The 21,356-nt window shown below is 62.4% G+C and carries 19 protein-coding genes; 9 read left to right on the top strand and 10 right to left on the bottom strand.

What is annotated here, in order from left to right; all coding sequences use genetic code 11:
• Positions 1-145: 145 nt before the first annotated feature.
• Both NTU39_RS00880 and NTU39_RS00875 read right to left on the bottom strand, forming a co-directional pair.
• Positions 146-493, bottom strand: coding sequence for a hypothetical protein (locus NTU39_RS00880; protein ID WP_150663803.1), 348 nt, complete (start codon positions 491-493; stop codon positions 146-148).
• A gap of 196 nt (positions 494-689) precedes the next feature.
• The gene (locus NTU39_RS00875) at positions 690-1,379 is read right to left on the bottom strand and encodes a hypothetical protein (protein ID WP_150663802.1); all 690 of its coding nucleotides are present in this window, start codon (positions 1,377-1,379) and stop codon (positions 690-692) included.
• A 434-nt stretch (positions 1,380-1,813) separates the two neighbouring features.
• On the opposite strand from NTU39_RS00875, the gene NTU39_RS00870 reads away from it, so the two are divergent.
• Positions 1,814-2,944 (top strand): porin, encoded by a 1,131-nt coding sequence (locus NTU39_RS00870; protein ID WP_373275347.1) that lies wholly within the window; start codon positions 1,814-1,816, stop codon positions 2,942-2,944.
• Positions 2,945-2,963: 19 nt separating this feature from the next.
• Positions 2,964-4,091: a nucleoside hydrolase gene (locus NTU39_RS00865; RefSeq protein ID WP_373275346.1), complete on the top strand. Its 1,128-nt coding sequence runs from the start codon at positions 2,964-2,966 to the stop codon at positions 4,089-4,091.
• Positions 4,092-4,208: 117 nt separating this feature from the next.
• Here the strand turns inward: NTU39_RS00865 and NTU39_RS00860 are convergent, their stop codons facing one another.
• Positions 4,209-5,252: a LysR family transcriptional regulator gene (locus tag NTU39_RS00860; protein ID WP_150663801.1), complete on the bottom strand. Its 1,044-nt coding sequence runs from the start codon at positions 5,250-5,252 to the stop codon at positions 4,209-4,211.
• A 200-nt stretch (positions 5,253-5,452) separates the two neighbouring features.
• Here NTU39_RS00860 and NTU39_RS00855 point away from each other — a divergent pair, with 200 nt between their 5' ends.
• From NTU39_RS00855 to NTU39_RS00840, 4 genes are all read left to right on the top strand, one after another.
• Positions 5,453-6,844 carry an NCS2 family permease gene (locus NTU39_RS00855; RefSeq protein ID WP_257958993.1) on the top strand — a complete coding sequence of 464 codons (1,392 nt, stop codon included), beginning with the start codon at positions 5,453-5,455 and terminating at the stop codon, positions 6,842-6,844.
• 69 nt (positions 6,845-6,913) lie between these two features.
• Positions 6,914-8,023, top strand: a complete 1,110-nt coding sequence (locus NTU39_RS00850) for an adenosine deaminase family protein (RefSeq protein ID WP_257958992.1) — start codon at positions 6,914-6,916, stop codon at positions 8,021-8,023.
• A gap of 254 nt (positions 8,024-8,277) precedes the next feature.
• Positions 8,278-8,763, top strand: coding sequence for a hypothetical protein (locus tag NTU39_RS00845; protein WP_150663798.1), 486 nt, complete (start codon positions 8,278-8,280; stop codon positions 8,761-8,763).
• Between the two features lie 6 nt (positions 8,764-8,769).
• Complete coding sequence (locus tag NTU39_RS00840) at positions 8,770-10,194, top strand: aldo-keto reductase family protein (protein WP_257958991.1); 1,425 nt, start codon at positions 8,770-8,772, stop codon at positions 10,192-10,194.
• Positions 10,195-10,240: 46 nt separating this feature from the next.
• Here the strand turns inward: NTU39_RS00840 and NTU39_RS00835 are convergent, their stop codons facing one another.
• Complete coding sequence (locus tag NTU39_RS00835) at positions 10,241-11,512, bottom strand: hypothetical protein (protein ID WP_257958990.1); 1,272 nt, start codon at positions 11,510-11,512, stop codon at positions 10,241-10,243.
• A gap of 264 nt (positions 11,513-11,776) precedes the next feature.
• On the bottom strand, positions 11,777-12,094 hold the full coding sequence (locus NTU39_RS00830) for a DUF4148 domain-containing protein (RefSeq protein WP_257958988.1): 318 nt from the start codon (positions 12,092-12,094) through the stop codon (positions 11,777-11,779).
• A 746-nt stretch (positions 12,095-12,840) separates the two neighbouring features.
• Here NTU39_RS00830 and NTU39_RS00825 point away from each other — a divergent pair.
• Positions 12,841-13,092 (top strand): hypothetical protein, encoded by a 252-nt coding sequence (locus NTU39_RS00825; protein WP_257958987.1) that lies wholly within the window; start codon positions 12,841-12,843, stop codon positions 13,090-13,092.
• A 115-nt stretch (positions 13,093-13,207) separates the two neighbouring features.
• Here NTU39_RS00825 and NTU39_RS00820 read toward each other — a convergent pair whose 3' ends face one another.
• Both NTU39_RS00820 and psrA read right to left on the bottom strand, forming a co-directional pair.
• Positions 13,208-14,515, bottom strand: coding sequence for an MFS transporter (locus NTU39_RS00820; RefSeq protein ID WP_150663793.1), 1,308 nt, complete (start codon positions 14,513-14,515; stop codon positions 13,208-13,210).
• A 252-nt stretch (positions 14,516-14,767) separates the two neighbouring features.
• A complete protein-coding gene (psrA, locus tag NTU39_RS00815) occupies positions 14,768-15,865 on the bottom strand; it encodes an iron-containing alcohol dehydrogenase PsrA (RefSeq protein WP_257958986.1) in 1,098 nt (365 codons plus the stop codon).
• A 149-nt stretch (positions 15,866-16,014) separates the two neighbouring features.
• On the opposite strand from psrA, the gene NTU39_RS00810 reads away from it, so the two are divergent.
• The gene (locus NTU39_RS00810) at positions 16,015-16,878 is read left to right on the top strand and encodes a LysR substrate-binding domain-containing protein (RefSeq protein ID WP_150663791.1); all 864 of its coding nucleotides are present in this window, start codon (positions 16,015-16,017) and stop codon (positions 16,876-16,878) included.
• Here NTU39_RS00810 and NTU39_RS00805 read toward each other — a convergent pair whose 3' ends face one another.
• The gene (locus NTU39_RS00805) at positions 16,879-17,730 is read right to left on the bottom strand and encodes an undecaprenyl-diphosphate phosphatase (RefSeq protein ID WP_150663790.1); all 852 of its coding nucleotides are present in this window, start codon (positions 17,728-17,730) and stop codon (positions 16,879-16,881) included.
• Positions 17,731-17,984: 254 nt separating this feature from the next.
• The gene (locus tag NTU39_RS00800; RefSeq protein ID WP_257958985.1) at positions 17,985-19,301 is read right to left on the bottom strand and encodes an O-acetylhomoserine aminocarboxypropyltransferase/cysteine synthase family protein; all 1,317 of its coding nucleotides are present in this window, start codon (positions 19,299-19,301) and stop codon (positions 17,985-17,987) included.
• Between the two features lie 252 nt (positions 19,302-19,553).
• Here NTU39_RS00800 and NTU39_RS00795 point away from each other — a divergent pair, with 252 nt between their 5' ends.
• Positions 19,554-20,480 (top strand): dienelactone hydrolase family protein, encoded by a 927-nt coding sequence (locus tag NTU39_RS00795; protein WP_257958984.1) that lies wholly within the window; start codon positions 19,554-19,556, stop codon positions 20,478-20,480.
• A 499-nt stretch (positions 20,481-20,979) separates the two neighbouring features.
• Here NTU39_RS00795 and NTU39_RS00790 read toward each other — a convergent pair whose 3' ends face one another.
• A complete protein-coding gene (locus NTU39_RS00790) occupies positions 20,980-21,288 on the bottom strand; it encodes a DUF4148 domain-containing protein (protein WP_257958983.1) in 309 nt (102 codons plus the stop codon).
• Positions 21,289-21,356: the final 68 nt, after the last annotated feature.

The raw sequence follows: 21,356 nt of genomic DNA, 5'->3' as shown, positions 1-21,356 counted from the left end.
GGCGCCGTGCTGTATCCGGTGGCGCGGGCGCCGGTGTTAAGGGGACGGGAAGGGGCAATTCAGGCCAAGCTCATATCCTGCCAACCCCACTTGCCTTGGATCAGCGCATGTTCCTGCGCTTCCACGTTGCTGTGATCGAGGTCACCTACATGCCGTGGAATTTGATGCCGGGGTCTGGCACGCCGGGGTTTGCCTTTTGCCATCCTTCGACCGCGATCTTCATCGCTTCAACGACGAGCGGTTCCTTTGATTCCGGCAAGCACGCCGGCTCATCGGAAGGTGCGCCGTAATCGCCAAGCATCATGAGGTATTTCGACCCGATGGCCGACGCTAATGCGCCGCGATAAGCGCTATCGGTAGCGATAGGGGTGTTCGCCTGAGAAACGGCGCTGACATTCGGTGGCAGAGCCGCCCCGGTGTTCGTCACTGAAAACATGGCAATTCTCCTTTCAAGCGTTTGTGAAAAATTCACTTCGCCGTGACTGGTCGCCATGCATTCGTATCGTTCTCTTATCCTTCTCTTATCGTTCGTGTCGGCGGCAATCACGCTGTGCGAGCATTCCGACATTGCATCGGGCTCGAGACACTCGCACGCTGGCAGTTTGCGCGTTCGCGTCGGCTCCGATTCGGATGGCAGGTTGCCCTCAAAGGAGCCGACAAGCGACGCTCGCTTCATGCTCGTTGACGGTTCAGCGTGTGCTCATATCCATCCAGCCCCACTTGCCTTGGATCAGCGCGTGTTCCTGTGCTTCCACGTTGCTGTGATCGAGGGTCGCGTACATGCCGTGGAATTTGTCGCCGGGGTCTGGCACGCCGGGATATGCCTTTTGCCATTCTTCAACCGCGATCTTCAACGCTTCAACTACGAGCGGTTCCTTTGATTCCGGTAAGCGCGCCGGCTCGCCGGCTGCGGGGGCATGCGCGACCTCGATGAAGTGCGAGCAAGGGAGATCGCGAACCCGCTGCGGATCGCCGGGAAACACGATACCGATGGATTCGATGGGCTTGCCAGGCTGATTCGCGAGGTCGTTGGCAATGCGGATGAACGCACTTACCCGGTTGCTATTGCCGTACGTCAGCAGCACAAGCTGGTCGGTCGGATACGGGCGCTTTCCATCTTTCGCTCGTCCACCTTCGGACTCGTGAAAGCGCGTCTTCAATAGCGTTAGCATCCGGGTGAAAGTTTCCGTTTGGCGATTCAGCGTCGCCTCATCGGAACCTGTTCCGTAATCGCCTAGCACCATGAGGTATTTCGATCCAATGGCCTCTGCCAGCGTCGCGCGATAGGCGCCGTCGGTTGCAACGGGTCCGCCCGTCTGTGAAACGGCGTTGGCATTGAGTTGCTGAGTCGCTCCGGCATTCGCAATAGAAGAAAGCATGGCAATGCTCCTTTCAAACGTTTAGGGAAGATTCACTCGGGCGTGACTCAGCACTCTGCGTTCGTAACGTTCCTGTGGTTTTTATTGGCGCGAATCATGCCGCGCGAGCTTTCGGACATTGCGTCCGGATAGAAAGACTCGCACGCTGGCATCATGGACATGCGCTTGCTGGCAAACTTGCAGTTACCGCTCATCACATCGCTTGTGCGTCAGACGCAAGTGTCTGCCGCACGCAACGCCCGGCGCATAGCCCTGTTTTGGGGCATCCTCCCTGCCCAGCAAGCCCTGACGCGGTCGTCGCGCTAATATCGATAGAATTTATCGATATATAAAAAATCAAAATTATATTTATACAAGACCCTTCCCTATAGTTCGGTCCGAATCGCGCCAACTCTCGCAAGCGCGCGGACTTAGACCTTAGAGAAGCACACCTCATGAAGACCACGATTCTGGCCCGCCTGGGCCGTGCCAGCTTTATCGCCGCCATTGGCGTCGCCGCCACCGCCGCACACGCACAAAGCAACGTCACGATTTACGGCCTGATCTCGGGCGGCGTGGGGTATGTGAGCAATCAGGGCGGCAGCAAGAACTGGCAGGCACTCTCGGGCACCAACCAGAATCCGCGCTGGGGCTTGCGTGGCTCGGAAGACCTCGGTAACGGCACCAAGGCCATCTTCACGCTCGAAGCGGGCTTCAGCATCGTGAACGGCACGGGTGCACAGAACGGTCGCGCGTTCGGTCGTCAGTCGTTCGTCGGCCTCTCGGACAAGACGTGGGGCACGTTCACGCTGGGTCGCCAGTACGACACCCTTCACGACTACGTCGGCCCGATCATCATTTCGAGCAACGGCGTGAACATCGGCGATAACGACAACGGCTACAACGACCTGCGCATGCAGAACTCGGTCAAGTGGGTCAGCCCGACGGTCGGTGGCTTCCACGGCACGGCGCAATACGGCTTCTCGAACTCGGCCACGGGCTTTCGCAACAACAACGCCTACAGCTTCGGCCTCGGCTACAAGTACGGCGACTTCGACTGGAACGCTGCCTACGCGCAGTACAACAATCCGTTCAGCGGCACCAACAACGACGGCGCCATCGCCAACGACTACGCAAGCCCGCTGCTGATCTTCTCGAAGAGCGCCACGCCCGCGAACGTCTTCGCGAACCAGCAACGCATCTTCGCCACGGGCGGTTTCTACCGCTGGGGCCCGGCACTCATCGGCGCCATGTTCTCGGACGTGCACTACACGTACATCGACAACTCGCACCTGCATCTCCAAAACTACAACCTGACGCTGAACTACAACGTCACCCCGGCGCTGGTGCTGGGCGCGGCGTACGGCTTTACGTCCGGCAAGTACGATGTGATCAATACGCGTCCGCAATGGCATCAGGTCAACCTCCAAGCCGACTACTGGCTGTCCAAGCGCACGGACGTCGCACTCACGCTCAACGCACAGCAAGCCGCTGGCGACGCCAAGTACGCGCAGCTCTTCGGCTACGCCGCGTCGAGCACCAAGCGTCAGATGGCTGTGACGCTGGGCATGCGTCACACGTTCTAATTCAAGCGGGTTCGACAACATGACGACAACGACCGAACTGAACAACGATACGACCACCGACAACCGTCAGCACAGCCGCCGCAGCTTCCTGCGCACGTCGCTGGCTGCATCGATGGCCACCGTCGGTGCATCAATGGCCGGTAGCGCCTTCGCCCAAATGACGAAAACCGAAGGCGCGTCGCCGCTCACCGCAGAAGGCTCGCCGCGTCGCACGGTGATCATCGACTGCGATCCGGGTCAGGACGACGCCGTCGCGATCCTGATGGCCCTGGGCGCGAGCGACCAGATCGACCTCAAGGCGTTGACCGTCGTCGGCGGCAACGTGCCGCTGAGCCTGACCGAGCGCAACGCGCGCATCGTGCGCGACTGGGCCGACGAGACCAAAACGCTGCCGGTGTACGCCGGTTGCCCGAAGCCGCTCATGCGCGAACTGGTGACGGTAGCGAACGTGATGGGCCGCTCAGGTCTCGAAGGTGCGCCGCTGCACGACCCGCGCGCGCCGCTCGCACCACAGCATGCCGTCACGTATCTGATCGACACGCTGCGCGCAGCGGCACCGGGCAGCATCACGATTGTCGCTATCGGCCCGCTCACCAACATCGCCACGGCACTGACGGCCGCGCCCGAAGGCGCGAAGGCCATCCGTGAAATCGTGTTGATGGGTGGCGCGTGGTTCGAGCGCGGCAACTACACCCCGGCCGCCGAATTCAACATCTTCGTCGACCCGGAAGCCGCGAGCATCGTGCTCGGCGCAGGCGTGCCCGTGACCATCGTGCCGCGCGACGTCAGCCTGAAGACGCTGATTACGCCTGAGCGCGTCGCCCCGTTCCATGCGCTGAAGAATCGCTGCGGCCCGATCGTTGGCGACATCTTCAACGCCGCGCTGGCGTATCAGAAACGCCGCCGTGGCGTGGACGAAGCCCCGATGTACGACCCGTGCACCATCGGCTATCTGATCGACCCGACGATGTATGGCGGCCGTCGCGTGAACGTGGCCGTGGAGACGACGGGGCAACTCACGCTGGGTGAGACGGTGGTGGACTGGAACGGTCGCACGAAGCGCCCGGTGAACGCCCTGTGGCTCACCGATATCGACGCCGACCGCTTCTACGCAACGCTGCTTGAGCGCATTTCGCGACTGCCGTAATCGCGCGGCATGGCAGGACGGCGGTAGAAGCAAGCGAACACGGCGGCCCATCGAAAAGATCGGCCGCCGTGTTCGTACGTATGGACGCACGAGGGACGCGCGCGAAGCGCATTCGATTCACGTCGCCAGATGTTGCGCGATCCAGTCGCGGCACGCACTCACCTGCGGGCCACGCTCCTTGCCGACGAGCGACATCAGCGCGACGGTGCGCGTCACACGCGGGGCGATGACGTCGAGCGCCACGAGCGCAGGGTCGTGCAGGTGCAGGGTGTAGAGCTTGGGCAGTATCGCCAGCGCGAGGCCGCTTCGCACGAGCGCATAAAGCGGCTCGGTGTACTCCATGCGGTACTTCGGTTCGAGCCGCAGGTTTTGCGACCCGCCCGTGCGCTGCAAGGAATCGCTGACGTTGCCGCGCACGAACACGGCCAGATCGCGTTCGGTGAGTTGCGACCAGCTGACGGACTCGGCGGACGCGAGCGCATCGTCGCGACGCGCCACCAGCACGATCTCGTCGTCGAACAGATCGTCGCAGCGAAAGCCCTCGGTGTTGGCCGCATGACCGGCCTCGTCGGCTTCGTCGCGAATGCCGACACCGAGGTCGATTTCGCCTCGGGCGAGCGCCGCGACCAGTTCGCTGTTCGGCAGATCCGACAGGGCGAAGCGCACGTTCGGATGGGCGTCCCGCAAGCTGCCGAGCACCGGCAACAGGCGGGCGGCGACCGACGGAATGAAACCGATGCGCACCGTCTGCGCCTGCAGCGTAAAGGTGCTCGTCATGTCGTCGAACGTACCGCGTGCGGCGTTGAGCAGACGCTCCGCCAGCGGCAGGATGGTAGTGCCCGCTTCGGTCAGCGTCAGACGATGGGCCGAGCGCTCGAAGAGACGTCCGCCGAGCAGGAACTCGATCTGACGGATGGCGGCCGTGAGCGCCGGTTGCGTGACGGAGAGCGCCTGCGCTGCCTGCGTGAAGCTGCGCGAGTGGGCGAGGGCGACGAAGTACTGCACCTGCCGAAGCGTCAGCGCGGGCAGTGGTGGCACCTGCGGCGTAGAGGTAACAGCGGTGGCAGCGGAGGAAGCCGTGGACGCGACGGGCGTTTTGGACGTGGGCGTCTCGCCCGCACGGCTTGCAGTGTTTTCGTTACGACGGGACGAAGTCGCCATGGCGCGCTCCAGAGGTGCCAGCAGTGTGTCGGACACAACAGTTTTGCGACGTCAGCCAGCCGGGGTGGCCCCGGGGAAGCCCCGGAATCCGCCAGCGTCGCGAAGAATAGATTCGAATTATCGAATCATAAGTAATTTCATTTTTTATTTATAGTCGCACGCACGTAAAGTGCCACGCAAAGACCTTCTATTCTTGGCTTATGCAGACCTCTTCTCCTGAGCACAACGAGCGCGTAGCGCCGGCCGGGCACGGCCAATCCCATACAGTCACCGCCCAAGGCGGCTGGCTTGAGCGCCGTTTCGCCATCGGCAAACGCGGCTCCAGCGTGCGCACCGAAGTGCTCGCCGGTATCACGACATTTTTGGCGGCAGCCTATCTGCTCGTCGTGATTCCGTCGCTGCTCGCTACGGGTGGCATGGATCGCGGCGCGGCCACCACGTCGGTCATGCTGGTGTTCGTGCTGTTCTCGTTGCTGATGGGTTTCTACGCGAACCTGCCGTTCGTCGTCGGCCCCGGCATCGGCGGCTCGGTCATCGTGGGCGTCACGCTTGCGGCCACCGAACACGTCGCCTGGCAGACGGGCATCGCCATTGCGTTCCTCTCCGGCCTGCTGTTCCTGCTGCTGACGGTGATCGGCGCGCGCAGCGTCGTGGCGCGTCTGATTCCGACAGCCATCAAGCTGGGCCTTGGCGCGTCCATCGGACTGTTCATTGCCGTGCTGGGCGTGCGCAACGCGGGCATGGTCATCGCCAATGCCAAGACGAATGCCTTTGCGCTGGGCGACTTCAGCAAGCCGGGCACCATCGTCGCGCTGATCGGCCTGGGCGTGGCCGTGCTGCTGCAAGGCCGCAAGGTGCCGGGCGCGATCCTCTGGTCGATCCTCGTCGCCGCGCTCGCCGGTGTACCGCTCGGCGTGACCAAAGTGCCCGAGTCGTTCATCTCGCTGCCGCACAGCATTGCGCCGGTGGCGTTCCAGCTCGATCTGAAGAGCGCACTGACGATCTCCGCCCTGCCGTATCTGTTCGCCTTCTTCGCGGCGGAATTCTTCTCGACGCTGGGCACCACGCTCGCCGTCGGCGGCAAGGCCGGTTTGCTCGACGAGCACGGCAACATGGAGAACATCAACCGTCCGTTCCTCGTCGATTCGATTGCCGCGACGGGCGGTGCGCTGCTGGGCATTCCTGCACTGACCGCGCTGGTCGAGTCTGCCGCTGGTGTGGAAGCGGGCGGGCGCACGGGTCTCACGTCGGTGGCCGCCGCCGTGATGTTCGCGCTGGTGTGCTTCTTCGTGCCGGTGGCGCTGGCCATTCCGAAGGAAGCCACGGCCCCCGCACTGATCCTGATCGGCCTGTCGATGTTCAGCACCATCCGTCATGTGCCCTTCGACGACTTCAGCGACGCGTTCCCCGTGCTCGCCATGGTGCTGCTCACGCTGCTCTCGAACAGCTTCGGCACCGGTATCGCTGGCGGCCTGCTGTGCTACGTGCTGGTCAAGGCACTGATGGGCCGCTTCAAGGAATTGCCGTGGGGCCTTTACGTGCTGGCGCTGCCGCTGGCGTATTACTTCTGGACGGTCGTGGGGCGTCACTGATCGACCTGGCGGCGAACGACATGCGTTGTGCCGCCCCCCATGCCGATGAATTCACCAAGACAAGACGTTATGACAGAGACACCGGGCCACGTGCCCGTCGCACGCACCGGCGTGCAGATTCAGCAAGCGCATCGCACGTTCTTCCATGCGATGCCGAAGGTGGAATTGCATTGCCATTTGCTCGGCGCAGTGCGTCACGACACGTTCGTGGCGCTCGCCGAAAAATCGAACGCGCCGATCGATCGCGCCGAGATCGACGGCTTCTACACCCGTGGTGAAAAGCCCGTGGGCGTGCTGCGTGTGTTGCGCGCGCTCGACGAACATCTCCTGACCTCGCCCGACGATCTGCACCGCATCGCCTACGAATATCTGGCGGACGCCGCCGCGTACAACGTGCGCTACAGCGAGTTCTTCTGGAACCCGACGGGCACCGTGCGCACGTCCGGCATTCCCTACGCGATGGCGCAGGATGCCATCGTCGCTGCGATTCGTGACGCCGAGCGCGACCACGGCATCGTCGGCCGTCTGATTCCCAGCATCGACCGCGAGGCCGATCCGGGCGAAGCCGTCGAAATGGTCGAGTGGATGCGCGCGCATCGCGCCGACGAAGTCATCGGCATCGGCATCGACTATCGCGAGAACGACCGTCCGCCCGAACTGTTCTGGAAAGCGTATCGCAACGCGCGTCTTGCAGGCTTCAAGACGACGGCGCACGCGGGCGAATTCGGTATGCCGTGGACGAACGTCGAAACCGCTGTCGAGCTGCTCAAGTGCGACCGCATCGATCACGGCTACACCATCGTCGACGCGCCGGACTTCGCACGCGAATGCGCCGAGCGCGGCATCGTCTTCACGGTCGTGCCGACGAATTCGTACTACCTGCGCACGCTCACGCCGGAGCGCTGGGCCAAGGATCACCCGATCCGGCGCATGCCCGGCCTCGGCCTGAAGATTCATCCGAATACGGACGACCCGACCCTGCACAAGGTCAACCCCGCGCAAGCTTGGGAGCTGATGTTCAGCCACTTCGGTTTCTCGCTGGGCGACCTGCGCGAGTTCATGCACAACGGTCTGGATGGTGCGTGGATCGACGACAGCACACGACGCGAGTGGCACCGAAGCTTCGCTGTGGACTTCGATGTCGCGCGCAGTGCGTTCACCGATTCGTTGGCGGGCTGACACCCCGCAGCAACCCATTTCCTTGGTCTCACCCGACCTTCAGCCGCCTTCGGGCGGCTTTTTTTTGCCTGACGATTTTCCCGGCGACCCGCCTGACGCTAAAAAATTTCAATTCGATTCGCGCGAATCCTCCAGTCGGGAAATTTCAGAATCATTTGACATGATTCACCCCAAATCCGCGCACTTGTCTATTCGACGTGACAGCAATTCTTTAACATGCGTCCCGGTTAAAACATTGACCGGACGACTACATCATGCAACACCCATTCCGCGCGCTGCCACACGGCACGGAACGCACCGACAGCTCCCCGCCACATTCGCCACTCCCGGTAATGCCACAGCGTCGGCTGAATGAAATACTCGACGTCATTTCCCAGCGTTTCGGCCTACATGGCCTTCAGGCACAGGCGCTTCCGGGTGCAGGCATCACGCTCGAGAACGGCGACGCACTCTATTTCCGCGCTAACGAATCGGTCGATACGTTCGACGTCTATTTCCGTGTCGACGTTCCGCCCGCGATGCTGGGTCAGCCCCATCTAATTCATCTGATATCGGAAAACTGTTTTTCTGATATCACCCGCCCGCCGATGATTTTTATCGAAGCGACGGAGGGCATTTTATTGCTCAGATTCTCGGGCATCGATTATGAAGATGTTCATAAAAATGTTGAAGGACAGATCAACGACCTTTTCTCCGAGTACCGAAAGCTGGTTCAATTTCTAAGAAACGAGGTTTATTAAGTCATTATGTTGACAGTTCATTCGAACGTTGCGCGCGTCCGTTCCACCGGCACCCTGCTGGAACTGGCGCTGGGTGCGCAGTTTCTACGCCGCGCACGCGTCACCAGCGAATTCGACAATCGCGCACTGGAGCGGCACGTACAAATGGCGCCGGAGCAGCCCATGCCCGCCCTGAAGCTGGGCTTCGGTCTGGGCACACGCACCGATTCGACGGATTCTGTGGATTCGTTGCCCGACACCAAGGCGTTCGACGACTTTCGGCGCCTCGACGCGGGACGCAATCTCTTCGATTGCGCGCCTTACTACACGAAGGCCTCGGCACGCGTGGAGTTCGAGCGCAAGCTTGGGCAGACGCTGTGCGACGCCCCGGAGATTCGCGACATTGCGCGACGCATCCGTGAGCTAACCGGTGCACCGATGCGGTTCGAGGACTTCGACGCCAAGGCGCAAGCGAAGATCATCGACGAGCAGGTTGGGATCGGCGGCGCAGACGAATGTCTGAACTCCCGCGATACGCTCGATGCCCATGTGCTCGCCACGCTGATCAAGGCCGAAGCCTCGCATTACGACGATCCGCACGCACCCGACGCGAAGCGCCGCCGCAACATGTTCAATGCCGCGCCGCATCCCGAGAATCCCATGCATCCGTGGAATCTTCGCGAGTTCGACGTGCCCATCGCTGAGATCAAGTCGCCGGTTCAGTTGCCCGACCGTATCCGCGACGTCATGCAATCGCGCTGGGAAACGTTGCGACACAACCCAGAGGGTGAAGACACGTTCCTCAAAGTTCTCTCGCATGCGGGTGCAGACCGTGTGATGCGTGAAGACGGCTTCTCAGCATGTCGGGATGTCGTGGACTACATGTTCCGATGCGACCTGGATGAGCGTCGCAAGCTGCTCCATGGTGTGCTGGACATCACGTGGAGCACGGCGGAATACATCAACGACGAAGACAACGGGCGTTGGCTGAATCCCATTGGCTCGCATGTGCGGCAACATCGCACGGGCGACCGCTCGAATATGGTCAGGACGTCGGACCGCAACGATCCGGCGATCGGTACCTGGGCGCTAGGGGCCATCCTGCATGACAAGCCGGTCATCTCGGGACCGAGCGGACATACGCTGCGCTATTTGAATCACTATGCGCAGTGCCGTGAGATAGCGGCGTATTCGGGTGACGTTTCGGATTGGCCGTCGCTCGCCGACGCCCGCATGGTGATGATGGCAAACCTCATGCCACCGAAGAACCACCACTCGTATCACGAGATCATGTCCGCATCGATCGGCGTCTCGGACGGCACGGAAATGCTTCACTATCGCGACCGCGCCACGTACGCGGATCTGAACGATACGGCGCTCGGTGCCGAGTTGTTATCGAAGTTGAAGGACGAAGCGCGTCATATGCATGCCGACGCGCAGGTGAAAGCCTAACGGAGCGATTCGAAGCGGCGGGGGACGGGCGTGACGTCAGCCAGCATCACGACTCGTCGCCCGAGCTTTCGCTTTCGGTATCGAGTGAGTAGTCGAGCACTACCGGTTCACCGTAGGCGCGCAGCGATTGCGGCGCGTCGACGAAGCGCTTGGCAATGGCCTGCGCACGACGTGCAGACACTTCCGGCGTCGACGCCAATGTCGGCTGCGCGATGTGCTGCACTTCGTTCGCAAACGCCATGCCGATGCGTCGGCTACTGCGGTGAAGCACGAACTTGCCGTTTGCCGGATCGAACAGCCCGCCCTGTGTGCGACTCTCCGCTTCGACTTCGGCGCATGCGGCGCATGGCACGAAGCGCCCGGCCATCGGTACGGTGATCAATGCGTCGTCTGGCAAGCCAAGACGTGTGGTCGCCTCGCGGTGCCATTCCTCGGCATGCTGGGCGATGGCCGACTCGATGCATTGCTCGGCGTGCATGGTTTGCGTGACGCCGTCCGGCAATGAGGTCAGCTTCGGCGTGCCGTCCTGCATCGGAGTGTGCACGATCAGATCACGGAACGTCGGTGTTGCGCTCGCAGCGTCATGCACCACACGGTGCAGAGTGTCGAAAGCATCGTCGAGCTGACGTAACGCGCTGTCCACCGGCAACGCCCCTTCCGATGGCCGTCCGATGCCCGCCGTCACTTCGGCACGCGCCGCTGCGCGCATGTCCGCCAACCCGTGACCGTCGATGTAGTGGTGTCGCAATCTGGCGATATCGCGCACGCGGCGGGACATCACCGTAGCGTCCCAGTTGTGTATGTCCTCACGTGCGGGACGCCGTGGCGCGCCCGTCATCAGACTGTCGTCCGTCAGCGCGAGATGCAGCGCCTCGCGAATGCGTCCGGCGTGAAAATTCGACGCGATGTGCATTCGTCCGCCGAACACGCTCACCTGAACTTCCAGCGGATCGATGTCGAAGCGCGCACGCATCGTCATGTTCACGGCGATGGCGATATGCCGCAGCGACTGCGTGACGCGGTCGAAGCCGAGATAGCGCTTGGGTGCGGGCGGATCGATGCGACGGCGTGCAATGCGCGACACGTCGGACGAGCTGAGGAAGTAATAGCGAGCGGGGTACGTCTGCGGCGCGCAATGAGTGGCGACCCCACGCGAGATGGCCGCGTCGAGCGCCGAGGCTTCGTACTCCGGCATTGCCTGCGCGTTGCGAAGCGAGTGGGCGAGCGTGTCGGCGGTGGCTGTTCCCGTCGCCTCGTTGATCGGTTCGGGACGACAGGCGGCGCCCTGCGAGGTTCGCAAGCAATTAGCGGTGGGCATGGTTCGGGGAAATCCGGGAAGGGTTGTGTCGGATGCCAGCGACGCTGGATTCTACGGAGGCCCGTTTGCGCTGCTTCTGCATTTGATACCGAAGTTGTTGCGTGACGTCCGTAACCAGCGGGCGCTCGATGCGTCGCATGCCCATTGCGTCCTTTCCCAGACGCCATGAAAAAAGCCGCCGACCTGATTCCGGTCGGCGGCTTCGCATCGCTTGGGGACGATGCGTGGGTGCTGCTGTGCTGCTGTACTACAGAGACGGTCAGATTACGAACGGCTGTCCTGTGCGAACACGTTGCGGTCGCTCAGTTGCGCACGGACGTCGGCGCGGGTCAGCGCTGCGGCGACCGGAGCGGCGCCTTGCGTTTGGGCAGCGGCCACCAGCGGTGCGCCGGTTTCGCTTTGCAGCAGTTGACCGTTTGCGGCGGCCTGAACCAGTTCGGCGCGGACTTCAGCGCGGCTGACCTGGCTTTGCGTTGCGGCAGCGACGTCAGGCGTGTTGTCGTTGTAACGAGCGTCTGCGAAAGCCGAGGCAGAAACAAACGAAGCGGCGGCAACAACGGCAGCAAGGATACGGGTGTTCATGGTGAGACTCCTGTCAATTTGGTTGAATACTTCGGGTTCAGCTAGCGTTCGGGGCATCATCAGCGTCGAGGCCGGGGGGCACTTCGTTTTGCTGCGTTGCGGTGTCCGTCGCGTTGGCATGACTGAATCTTAGGGAAAACCCGTGGTTTTTTCGCAACTGAGCGTCTACGAAATGCAACCGATCGTCCGATTCGAAAAAACTATTGAAAATCAACTGCTTAATGCCGTTAAGCAGGATATGTGAGGTGATTTCGGCGTGTTTTTGAGCCGTTTTCGACCAGCATGCCGCTGTGCGCAACAGGGTCTTTAGCGCGATGGGGTTTATCGCGAAGTGCGTCAGCAGTAGAGTGACAACATGATGAAGTCAGCCGACATCGTGGCTCGCAGGGTGCGCCGCACCGCGGACGATGCCGGTCAGTACAGGAGCATTACCATGGCTGCCCTCGGTTCTTTCCTTTTGCTGGCGAGCGCTTCGTTGCTCACCGCGTCGTATCTTCGCAGCCGTGCCGCCCGTTCGCGCCGTCAGCAGGAAGTGCGCGTGACGCGTCGCTAATGGACCGTTGACCGGTCCGTCGGCCGTCGATTGCACGGCGACCGAAACGTATCGGCGTGAATGGCGGTTGATTATTTCATTTTCAGCAATGCGTCCTTATCCAGGACCGCGTTTTTCTCCTTGTGCCGCGAGCGTAGATTGGCGGCAATGACGGCGCCCATGGTGGACGTCTCGCCAGACAGGAGAAATGAAAATGAAACACGCTCTGTTCGCATCGACCCTTGCCGCCGTCTTGCTGAGCGCAGGCGTCATGACCAGCGCGAGCGCTGCCGAAAACACGCAGCCGCCCGCCCAGCCGCAACAAGTTCAACAGCAAGCTCAGGCACAGACGCAGGTGCAGGCGCAACCGGGCGCAGTCGCTGCGCAAGCCGGTTCGGTGGTCTCGCCGGTGTATGAAGTGCCGGGTCGCGTGAACCGCGCCGGTTCGATCTACTTCGGTCAGTAATCCGCGCAGCACAAAAAATCGGCAAGCCGGGGAGCCATCCACCGGCCTGCCGTGCTCCCGCAGTGCGGGATCCTTCCTCCCCCAAGCTTGACCCTCTCCCCTCAATAAGCCCGCTTCAATAAGTCCGCTTCATCGCCTTCGCGCACGCGGCCGACAGGCATCCCACCCCCAGCACGTACACCGCAATCCACCACGGCTTGTGTCCGCCGTATTCGAGCAGCGTCGCGGCAATCAGCGGCGTGATCGAACTCGAAACGATGCCCGAGACCTGATAGACGACCGAGATGCCGGTGTAGCGCACGCGTGTGTCGAACAGTTCGCAGAACAGCGACGCCTCCGGGCCGTACACGAACGCATACACGACGCCCAAAGGCACGATCACGGCAAGCGACACCCACCAGACGTTCGACGAGAAGTGCATCACCGCGAGCGCGGGAATCGACGACACGCCACAAGCCAGCGCCCCCCACGCAAACACACGACGCCGCCCGACGCGATCCGATAGCTTCGACGCGTAGGGAATCGTCACGATCAGCACGAGCGCAGCGAGGGTGACGGCCAGCAGAATCGGTGTCTTGGGAAAATGCAGCGTGCCGACGAGGTACGAAATCGCGAACACCGCGTAGACGTTGAACACCACGCCGTCGATATACCGCGCACCCCAGCCGAGCAACACGTTGCGACGATAGTCGCGCACGATCTCGGAGAGCGGCACGTGCGCCACGTGCTGACTGTCTTTGATGCGTGCGAATTCGGGCGTCTCCAGCACGCGCAACCGAATGAACATACCCACGGCCACGAGCACCAGACTCAGCATGAACGCGAGACGCCATCCCCACGACATGAATTGCGCGTCGGTCAGCGTCGACGAGAGCAGGGCGACGACGCCCGTCGATAGACACAGTCCGACGGCCAGCCCGATCTGCGGATACGCCGCGAACTGACCGCGCTTGTCGCGTGGCGCGTATTCGAACGCCATCAGTACTGCACCGCCCCATTCGCCGCCGAGGCCGATGCCTTGCAGCAACCGCAGGAACAGCAGGATCAACGGCGCGGCGATACCGATGCTGTCGTAGGTCGGTACGAGTCCGATGAGGAACGTCGACACACCCATGATGGTGAGGGTGACGATCAGCAGCGGTTTGCGTCCGAGTCGATCCCCGAAATGCCCGAAGAGAATGCCGCCGAGCGGTCGCGTCGCGAATCCCACTGCATACACCGTGTAGGCGAGTGCCGTGGCGACGAAGGCATCGCCGCTGGGGAAGAAGAGTTTGTTGAACACGAGACCGGTGATGGTCCCGTAGAGAAAGAAGTCATACCACTCGACGGTCGTGCCGATCAGGCTGGCCAGCGCGACCGTGCGCACCGCTTTTTCGTCGTTGACGGCGTCCCGCGCGCCAACGCCGGTGAGAACCTGTTCCATTGCGCCTCCTGTTGATGCGCCGCGCCCCGGCGGCGCGCTACGACGCACCGGTCTTTGCCGGGCGTCTGTCTCCTGGATGTCTCGGTGCCGCACATGCCGGAGTCCGGTGCGCGGCTATCGTTTTGATAATGGATGCTGCGGGGACTGCGGGTAAGACGCGAAAACACGCATACGGGGACTACTGGGACAGCGACAACGTCGACAACACCGGGCGACGAACGCGACGCCGCCCGTTCTAATAGGGTTCAAGGTTCAGGCAGCGGCACCGATGAAGTTGCGCCCGCGCGGACCATCGAGGGCGGCCGCGATCATGGCCGTCGATTCCGGCTCACTCACGCCGTACGCGGAGAATTCCGTCGCCACGCCCAGACCGTTGAGGAAGGCCGTCAACTTGTCGGGTGCGCCTGCGATATCGCCATCGAACACTTGCGCCAGCACCGCGTCGCGATCGGCGCGGCGGCCGATGGCCAGGCGCATCACTGCTGGCAACGTGAACGAGCAAGCAATGCCGTGCGGCAGGCCGTGACGAATCGTCATGTCGTACGAGATCGAGTGCGCCAGCGCCGTCTTGGTATTGGAGAACGCCATGCCCGCCTGAAGCGCAGCGAGCGCCGCCTGCGAGCGCAGCGTCATGTCGCCCGGCGATGCCATGAGACTCGGCAGCACGCGCATCATGTCGCGCGCCGCCGTCACGGCGAAGGTGTCGGAGACGGGGTTGGCGTTCACGTTCCAGATCGCTTCGAGCGCGTGGGAGAGGGCGTCGAGACCGCTTTGCAGCGTGATGCTGCGCGGCAGGGAACGCGTCAGCACCGGGTCGACGATGGCCGCCTCGGGCCACGTCTCGGGCAGATGCAGCGAGTACTTCTTGCGCTTCACATGGCGGTCCCACAGGGTGGCCCACGGCGTGACTTCGCTACCGGTGCCCGCCGTCGTGGGAATGGTGATGAGCCGTTTGGTGCGCGTCGGGCAGAAGGTGCCACCGGCATCGAGCGCGTCCACCAGCGTGGCGAATCGGTCGTCGTCGCCCGCGACCATCAGCAGCTTGGCCGTGTCGAGCGCACTGCCGCCGCCCAGCGCCACGATGACTTCGCATTGCCCGTAGCGCCGCCAGAAGTCGCCGTACATCGGCGCGAGTTCGCGCACGTCCGGGTTCGGGCTGACTTGATCGATCACCCCGGCGAGTCGCTGGCCCAACAGCGCTTCGATACGTCCGGTCATGCCGAGCGCACGCGCCTCGGGCATGGTGACGAGCACCGCGCGACGGTTGCCGACGAGCTCGGGCAGAGCGTCGAGCGCGCCCGGACCGAAGTGGACGTCGACCGGATTATGGAAACGCGAACGTGCAGTCATGATGGTGTTTGGGCCGCCGCGCCGGATGACGTTGCGATCGATTGGCGAAGATTGAGCTGGATTATGGTGAGCGCCGTCCTATACTTCCAATTCACATTTTTTCGTCAATCTATTGATAAAACCTATACCTCGTCACGGGAGCGACATCGATGCGGATTACCCAGTTGCGTTCGTTTCACGCGGTGGCGCACCACGGCAGCGTCACGCGTGCTGCGCAGGCGTTGCACGTCAGTCAGCCGACGATGACGACGCAGATCCGGGCGCTGGAGGAAACGTACGGGGTCGAGCTGTTCTATCGCCACGGTCGCGGGCTGACGCTGACGCCGACCGGCCGCGCGCTGTACTCGGTAAGCCTGCGCATCTTCTCGGACGAAGCGGAAGCGCTCAGCCTGCTCAAGGAGCACGGCGGGCTGCGTACTGGAGAATTACGTCTGGGGGCGGTGGGGCCGCATCACGCGATGGAGATCGTCGCGGCGTTTCAGCCACGCTTTCCGGGGATTCGCATCTCAGTGCGACCGGGCAATTCGGAGGAGATGATCGAGAGCTTACTGGCGTACCGCACCGACGTCGCTGTGCTGGCGCGCTATCACGACGACGCGCGTCTGCACGCCGTGCCGTATCGCACGCATCCGGTCGTGCTGCTGGTGCCGCGTACGCATCGCTTCGCGCGACGTCGCAGCGTCAAACTCGCCGATCTGGCGGACGAGCCGATGTTGATGCGAGAACCGGGGTCGACGACGCGTCACGCGCTCGAAGCGGCCATGCAGGCGGCGGGCGTGATGCCGAGCGTGGCGATGGAGATCGGCAGCCGCGAGGCGATCCGCGAAGCGGTGATCCTCGGGCTGGGGATCGCGGCGGTGTCCGCACGCGAACACACGCCGGACGAGCGGCTGGCGACGGTCGCCATCGGCGACGCACGTGTCGAGACGACCACCGTCATCGTCTGTCTGGCCGAGCGGCGCGAATCGCGCGCCATCGCAGCCTTTCTGGACGTCGTCGCCGGGCTGGTGTGATTACAGGTACTGGCTGGCGGCCAGCACGACGGCCGACGCCACAAGGCAGTAAATGCCGAACAGATACCAGCGACCGTGTTCGAGCCAGCGCGACAGCCAGCGCAGCGCAATCAGCCCCGCGAGGAAGCTGAACACCATACCGACGAGGCTCGGCGTGAGCACCGACATGAAGTGACCGGAGAGCGTCTGTGCGCCGCCCGACTTGTACAGACGGTAAGCCTCTTTGACGATGACCGGCGGCGTGAGCACCACCGCCAGCGCGAAGCTGAATTCCTCCACGCGCACCTTGTCGAGACCGCGCAGCATGCCCGTCGAGATGGTCGACCCCGAGCGCGAGAAACCACGGAACGGCAGGCAGACACCCTGCACGGCGCCGATCCATGCGGAGTCGCTGCCGCGCATCGGACGGTCGCCCATCGGCGGACGCTTGCGGCCCGAGATCAAAATCAGAATGCCGGCCATCGCGAGGCCAGCGGAGATGATGTACAGATTGCCGAACAGATGCTCGATCTCGGCATGCTCCGAGCCGCGCATCAGCACCTTCTCGATGAAGAACATCAGCGCCAGACCGATCACGCCGGTGAAGGCCGTCGCAATGATGACCTGCTTCGCGTTGTGAACGAAATCGTGCTTCGACGAGAAGTAACGTTCGCGCCACGACTTCCAGAAGTACACGATCACGGCGAGCATGGTGCCGGTGTGCAGCATCACGAGCAGCAGCGTCATGGCGGGCGTCGACGGATCGAGCCCCATGAGCTTCTCGGCCATGATGACGTGTGCCGAACTCGACACCGGGAGCAACTCTGCCACGCCCTGCACGATGGCGAGCACCAGCACTTGCAAATAGTCCATGCGCAATCCTTGAGAAATGGGCAAGGACAGTACGCCGCCAAAATGACGTTCTTGTGACAGTCATATGGCAGCGGTGCCGGTCACCTGCCCCCAACCGGCTGCCGCGCATCATACTCCGTCAGAATTGGCCGTAAATGAGGTCGGCGAGAGGCCGTGAATCCGGGCGACAACGCACGGCTTCTTGCCGCATTTCGCGGTATTTCGCAGTGACGGGCGCAACGATCTTCGTTACGCCTGTCGAAACGTCAGCCTGCTTACTTGCGAAGCGCCTGATCCAGATCGGCGAGCAGGTCGTCGATATGCTCGATGCCAATGGACAGACGCACTGTCTCCTCGCTCACCCCGGCCTTGCGCAGTTCGTCCGGCGACAACTGACGGTGCGTGGTCGATGCCGGATGCGTGGCGAGCGACTTGGCGTCGCCGATGTTGACCAGACGGGTGAAGAGTTGCAGCGCGTCCTGGAACGCGGCACCGGCAGCGTGGCCGCCTTTTACCCCGAAGGTGAGGATGCCCGGGCCACGTCCCGACAGATACTTTTTCACCAGCCCGTGGTCGGGATGCTCCGGCAGACCCGCATAGTTCACCCACTCCACCTTCGGATGCGTCTTCAGATACTGGGCGATCTTCAGCGCGTTGTCGGTGATGCGGTCGAGGCGCAGCGCGAGCGTCTCGATGCCCTGAAGAATCTGGAACGCGTTGAACGGCGAGATGGCCGCACCGGTGTTACGCAGCGGCACCACACGCGCACGGCCGATGTAAGCGGCCGGACCGAACGCTTCCGTGTACACCACGCCGTGATAGCTCACGTCCGGTTCGTTGAGTCGCTTGAAGCGGGTCTTGTGCTCCGCCCACGGAAATTTGCCGGAGTCGACGATAGCGCCGCCGAGGCTCGTGCCGTGCCCGCCGAGATACTTCGTCAGCGAATGCACCACGATGTCCGCGCCATACTCGAACGGACGCAGCAGGTAAGGCGACGGCACGGTGTTGTCGATGATGAGCGGAATGCCGTGACGATGCGCGATCTCGGCGAGCTTCACAATGTCGGTGATGTTGCCCAGCGGGTTGCCGACCGACTCAGCGAAGATGGCTTTCGTCTTCTCGTCGATCAGCGGCTCGAAGGATTCCGGCTCGCGCGGATCGGCAAAGCGCGTGGTGATACCCGAGAGCGGCAGCGTGTGCGCCAGCAGGTTGTAGGTGCCGCCATAGAGTGTGCTGGCCGCGACGATGTTGTCGCCCGCCTCGGCAATCGTCTGAATCGCATAGGTCACAGCCGCCTGACCGGACGCGAGCGCCAGCGCCGCCACCCCGCCTTCGAGCGCCGCGACGCGCTGTTCCAGCACGTCCTGCGTCGGATTCATGATGCGTGTGTAGATGTTCCCCGGCACCTTGAGGTCGAACAGGTCCGCACCGTGCTGCGTATCGTCGAAGGCGTACGCCACCGTCTGATAGATCGGGACGGCCACGGCGCGCGTGGTCGGGTCGGGACGGTAGCCGCCGTGCACGGCCAGTGTTTCGAGTCGCCATTGCGGCGTTTGTGACGTGGTGTCGCGTTTGTCGTTGTTGTCTGCCATGTCGAAAGTCTCCGGGAAGATAGGACGTTCCAGTGACGGAACGGATCGATGCATTGCTTAGGTCTCCGATGGCATTCTAATCTGCAGCACCGCGCCGCCTTATCTCGGATGCATGGATGCTTAGCGAGGAACGGCCGAAGGGGTTGCAACCGTTCGTAATATGGCGAGCGACACGGTGGCGAGAACACGCGCTAAAGTCCGGCAAAGAGCGGTGCCGATACCGGCGGCCGCACGTCCTGGCGAAGACTCCGTATGCCCGCTACGTCACTGCCTTTTGCCGCTCGCGCGAGCCGCGCCGTCGCGTCGTTCGCCATCGCTCTCGTAGCGATGTCCGCGCTCGCCTTCGCCTGGACCGGTAACGCCGAGGCGCAGGAAAAGCTCAGCATCCCGTCGCTCGATAAGGATGCCAATGGCGCCCCCGTGATGATCGACGCCTATCTGTTCCTTGCGGCCAATGCCAGCGCGCCGACACCGGCCGTGGTCTTCATGCATGGCTGCAACGGCATGTTCTCGCGCAAGGGCACCATCGACCGTCGCGAACTGGACTGGGCGCAGCGGTTCAATGCGCAAGGGTATGCGGTGCTCATGGTCGACAGTTTCACCTCGCGGGGGCAAGGCAGCGAATGTGCGAGAGGCGGGCCGGTGCGCCCGTGGGAGGAGCGCCCACGCGACGCTTATGGCGCGTTGCGTTACCTGCAATCGATACCGGGTATCCGGCCGGACCGGATCGCGTTGATGGGCTGGTCGCATGGTGGCGGGACCACGCTGTTCGCCATCGGCCCGAAAAGCCCCGGTCGCACGCAGGATGCGACGGCCGCGCCCGACTTCGTGGCCGCCGTTGCGTTCTATCCCGGCTGGTGCAATGCCCGCGCGCAGGGCGCGAACTGGTCGACAACGATTCCGCTGCTGATACTCACGGGCGCGGAGGACGTCTGGACTAAAGCCGCTCCTTGCGACGAGTTCGTGAAAGACGTCACCGCGCAAGGCGCACCGATTACGCTCCACATCTATCCGGGCGCGTATCACGACTTCGATTATCCGAATCTCCCGGTCCACTCACGCCCGGAGTTCACCAATCCCAAAACCCACGTCGTGCCGATTACGGGCACCCAGCTCGAAGCACGCGACGACGCGATAAAACGCGTTACCGAATTTTTGGCGATGGCTTTTGGGAAGTGAGTTTTGCGGTTTTTCCGACCGGACGATGGACGTCTTGCCGCAGAGGCACGTCAGGCGGGCATCTGCGACTCGCTCGCGCGAATCTATTCACAGGCCATCCACAGCTTAATCACAGAAATTTCGCAGATCCCCACAGGAAATCCACAGGATTGCCCCGGGGTCATGCACAGGATATTCACCACATATCCACCGGATATTCACGGGTTATCCACGTCTTTTTGCCGACTTTCACCCCGCTTTTCCACCGCATATCCCACGGGTATCCACAGGCTTACCCACAACCCTGACACAGCTTGATAACAAGGTTATCTACAGGCTTGTCCACAGGTGCTGCGCTGTCTGGCAGAAGAGGATGAAGTGAAAAGCGAGCGCCCAAAACAAAATCGGCCGCAAACAAGGCGGCCGATTTGGTATCGGAGACTGCTTTCCCGGAGTCGCGTCGCGCTGAATTAGCGCTGGCTCACGGGGTTACGGCAAGTACAGCGATTCGCAAGTGCGATTAGTTACCGAAGTAGGTCGTACCGGCTTGTTGCAGACCGCCAACCGAACCCATCGTGACCGGGGCGCTGGCCGTTGCCGGTTGTGCGCTCGGGACTGCCTTCGGATACACGGTGTCGTGTTGGACCACGAGACCGGCCTTTTGCGCTTGCACCAGTTCGTCACGAACTTGAGCGCGGGTCAGCACGCTGGTTTGCGGAACCCACGAGAATTCCGAGGGACCGTCGAAAGCGTCGCTAGCGAAAGCCGAACCGGCCGAAACAGCCAGCATTGCGGAAACGAGGGCCGAGGTAATAAGAGTGCGCTTCATGGTATTTCTCCTGTCTGTTTGAAAGAGGCGATGTTCAATTCATCGTCGACAGTTGAAGTGTATTAGTC

It is taken from the genome of Pandoraea commovens, from assembly GCF_024704525.1.
Lineage (GTDB): Bacteria > Pseudomonadota > Gammaproteobacteria > Burkholderiales > Burkholderiaceae > Pandoraea > Pandoraea commovens.
The sequence above is the reverse complement of the archived record's forward strand: the minus strand, read 5'-3'. Positions and strand labels throughout refer to the sequence as shown.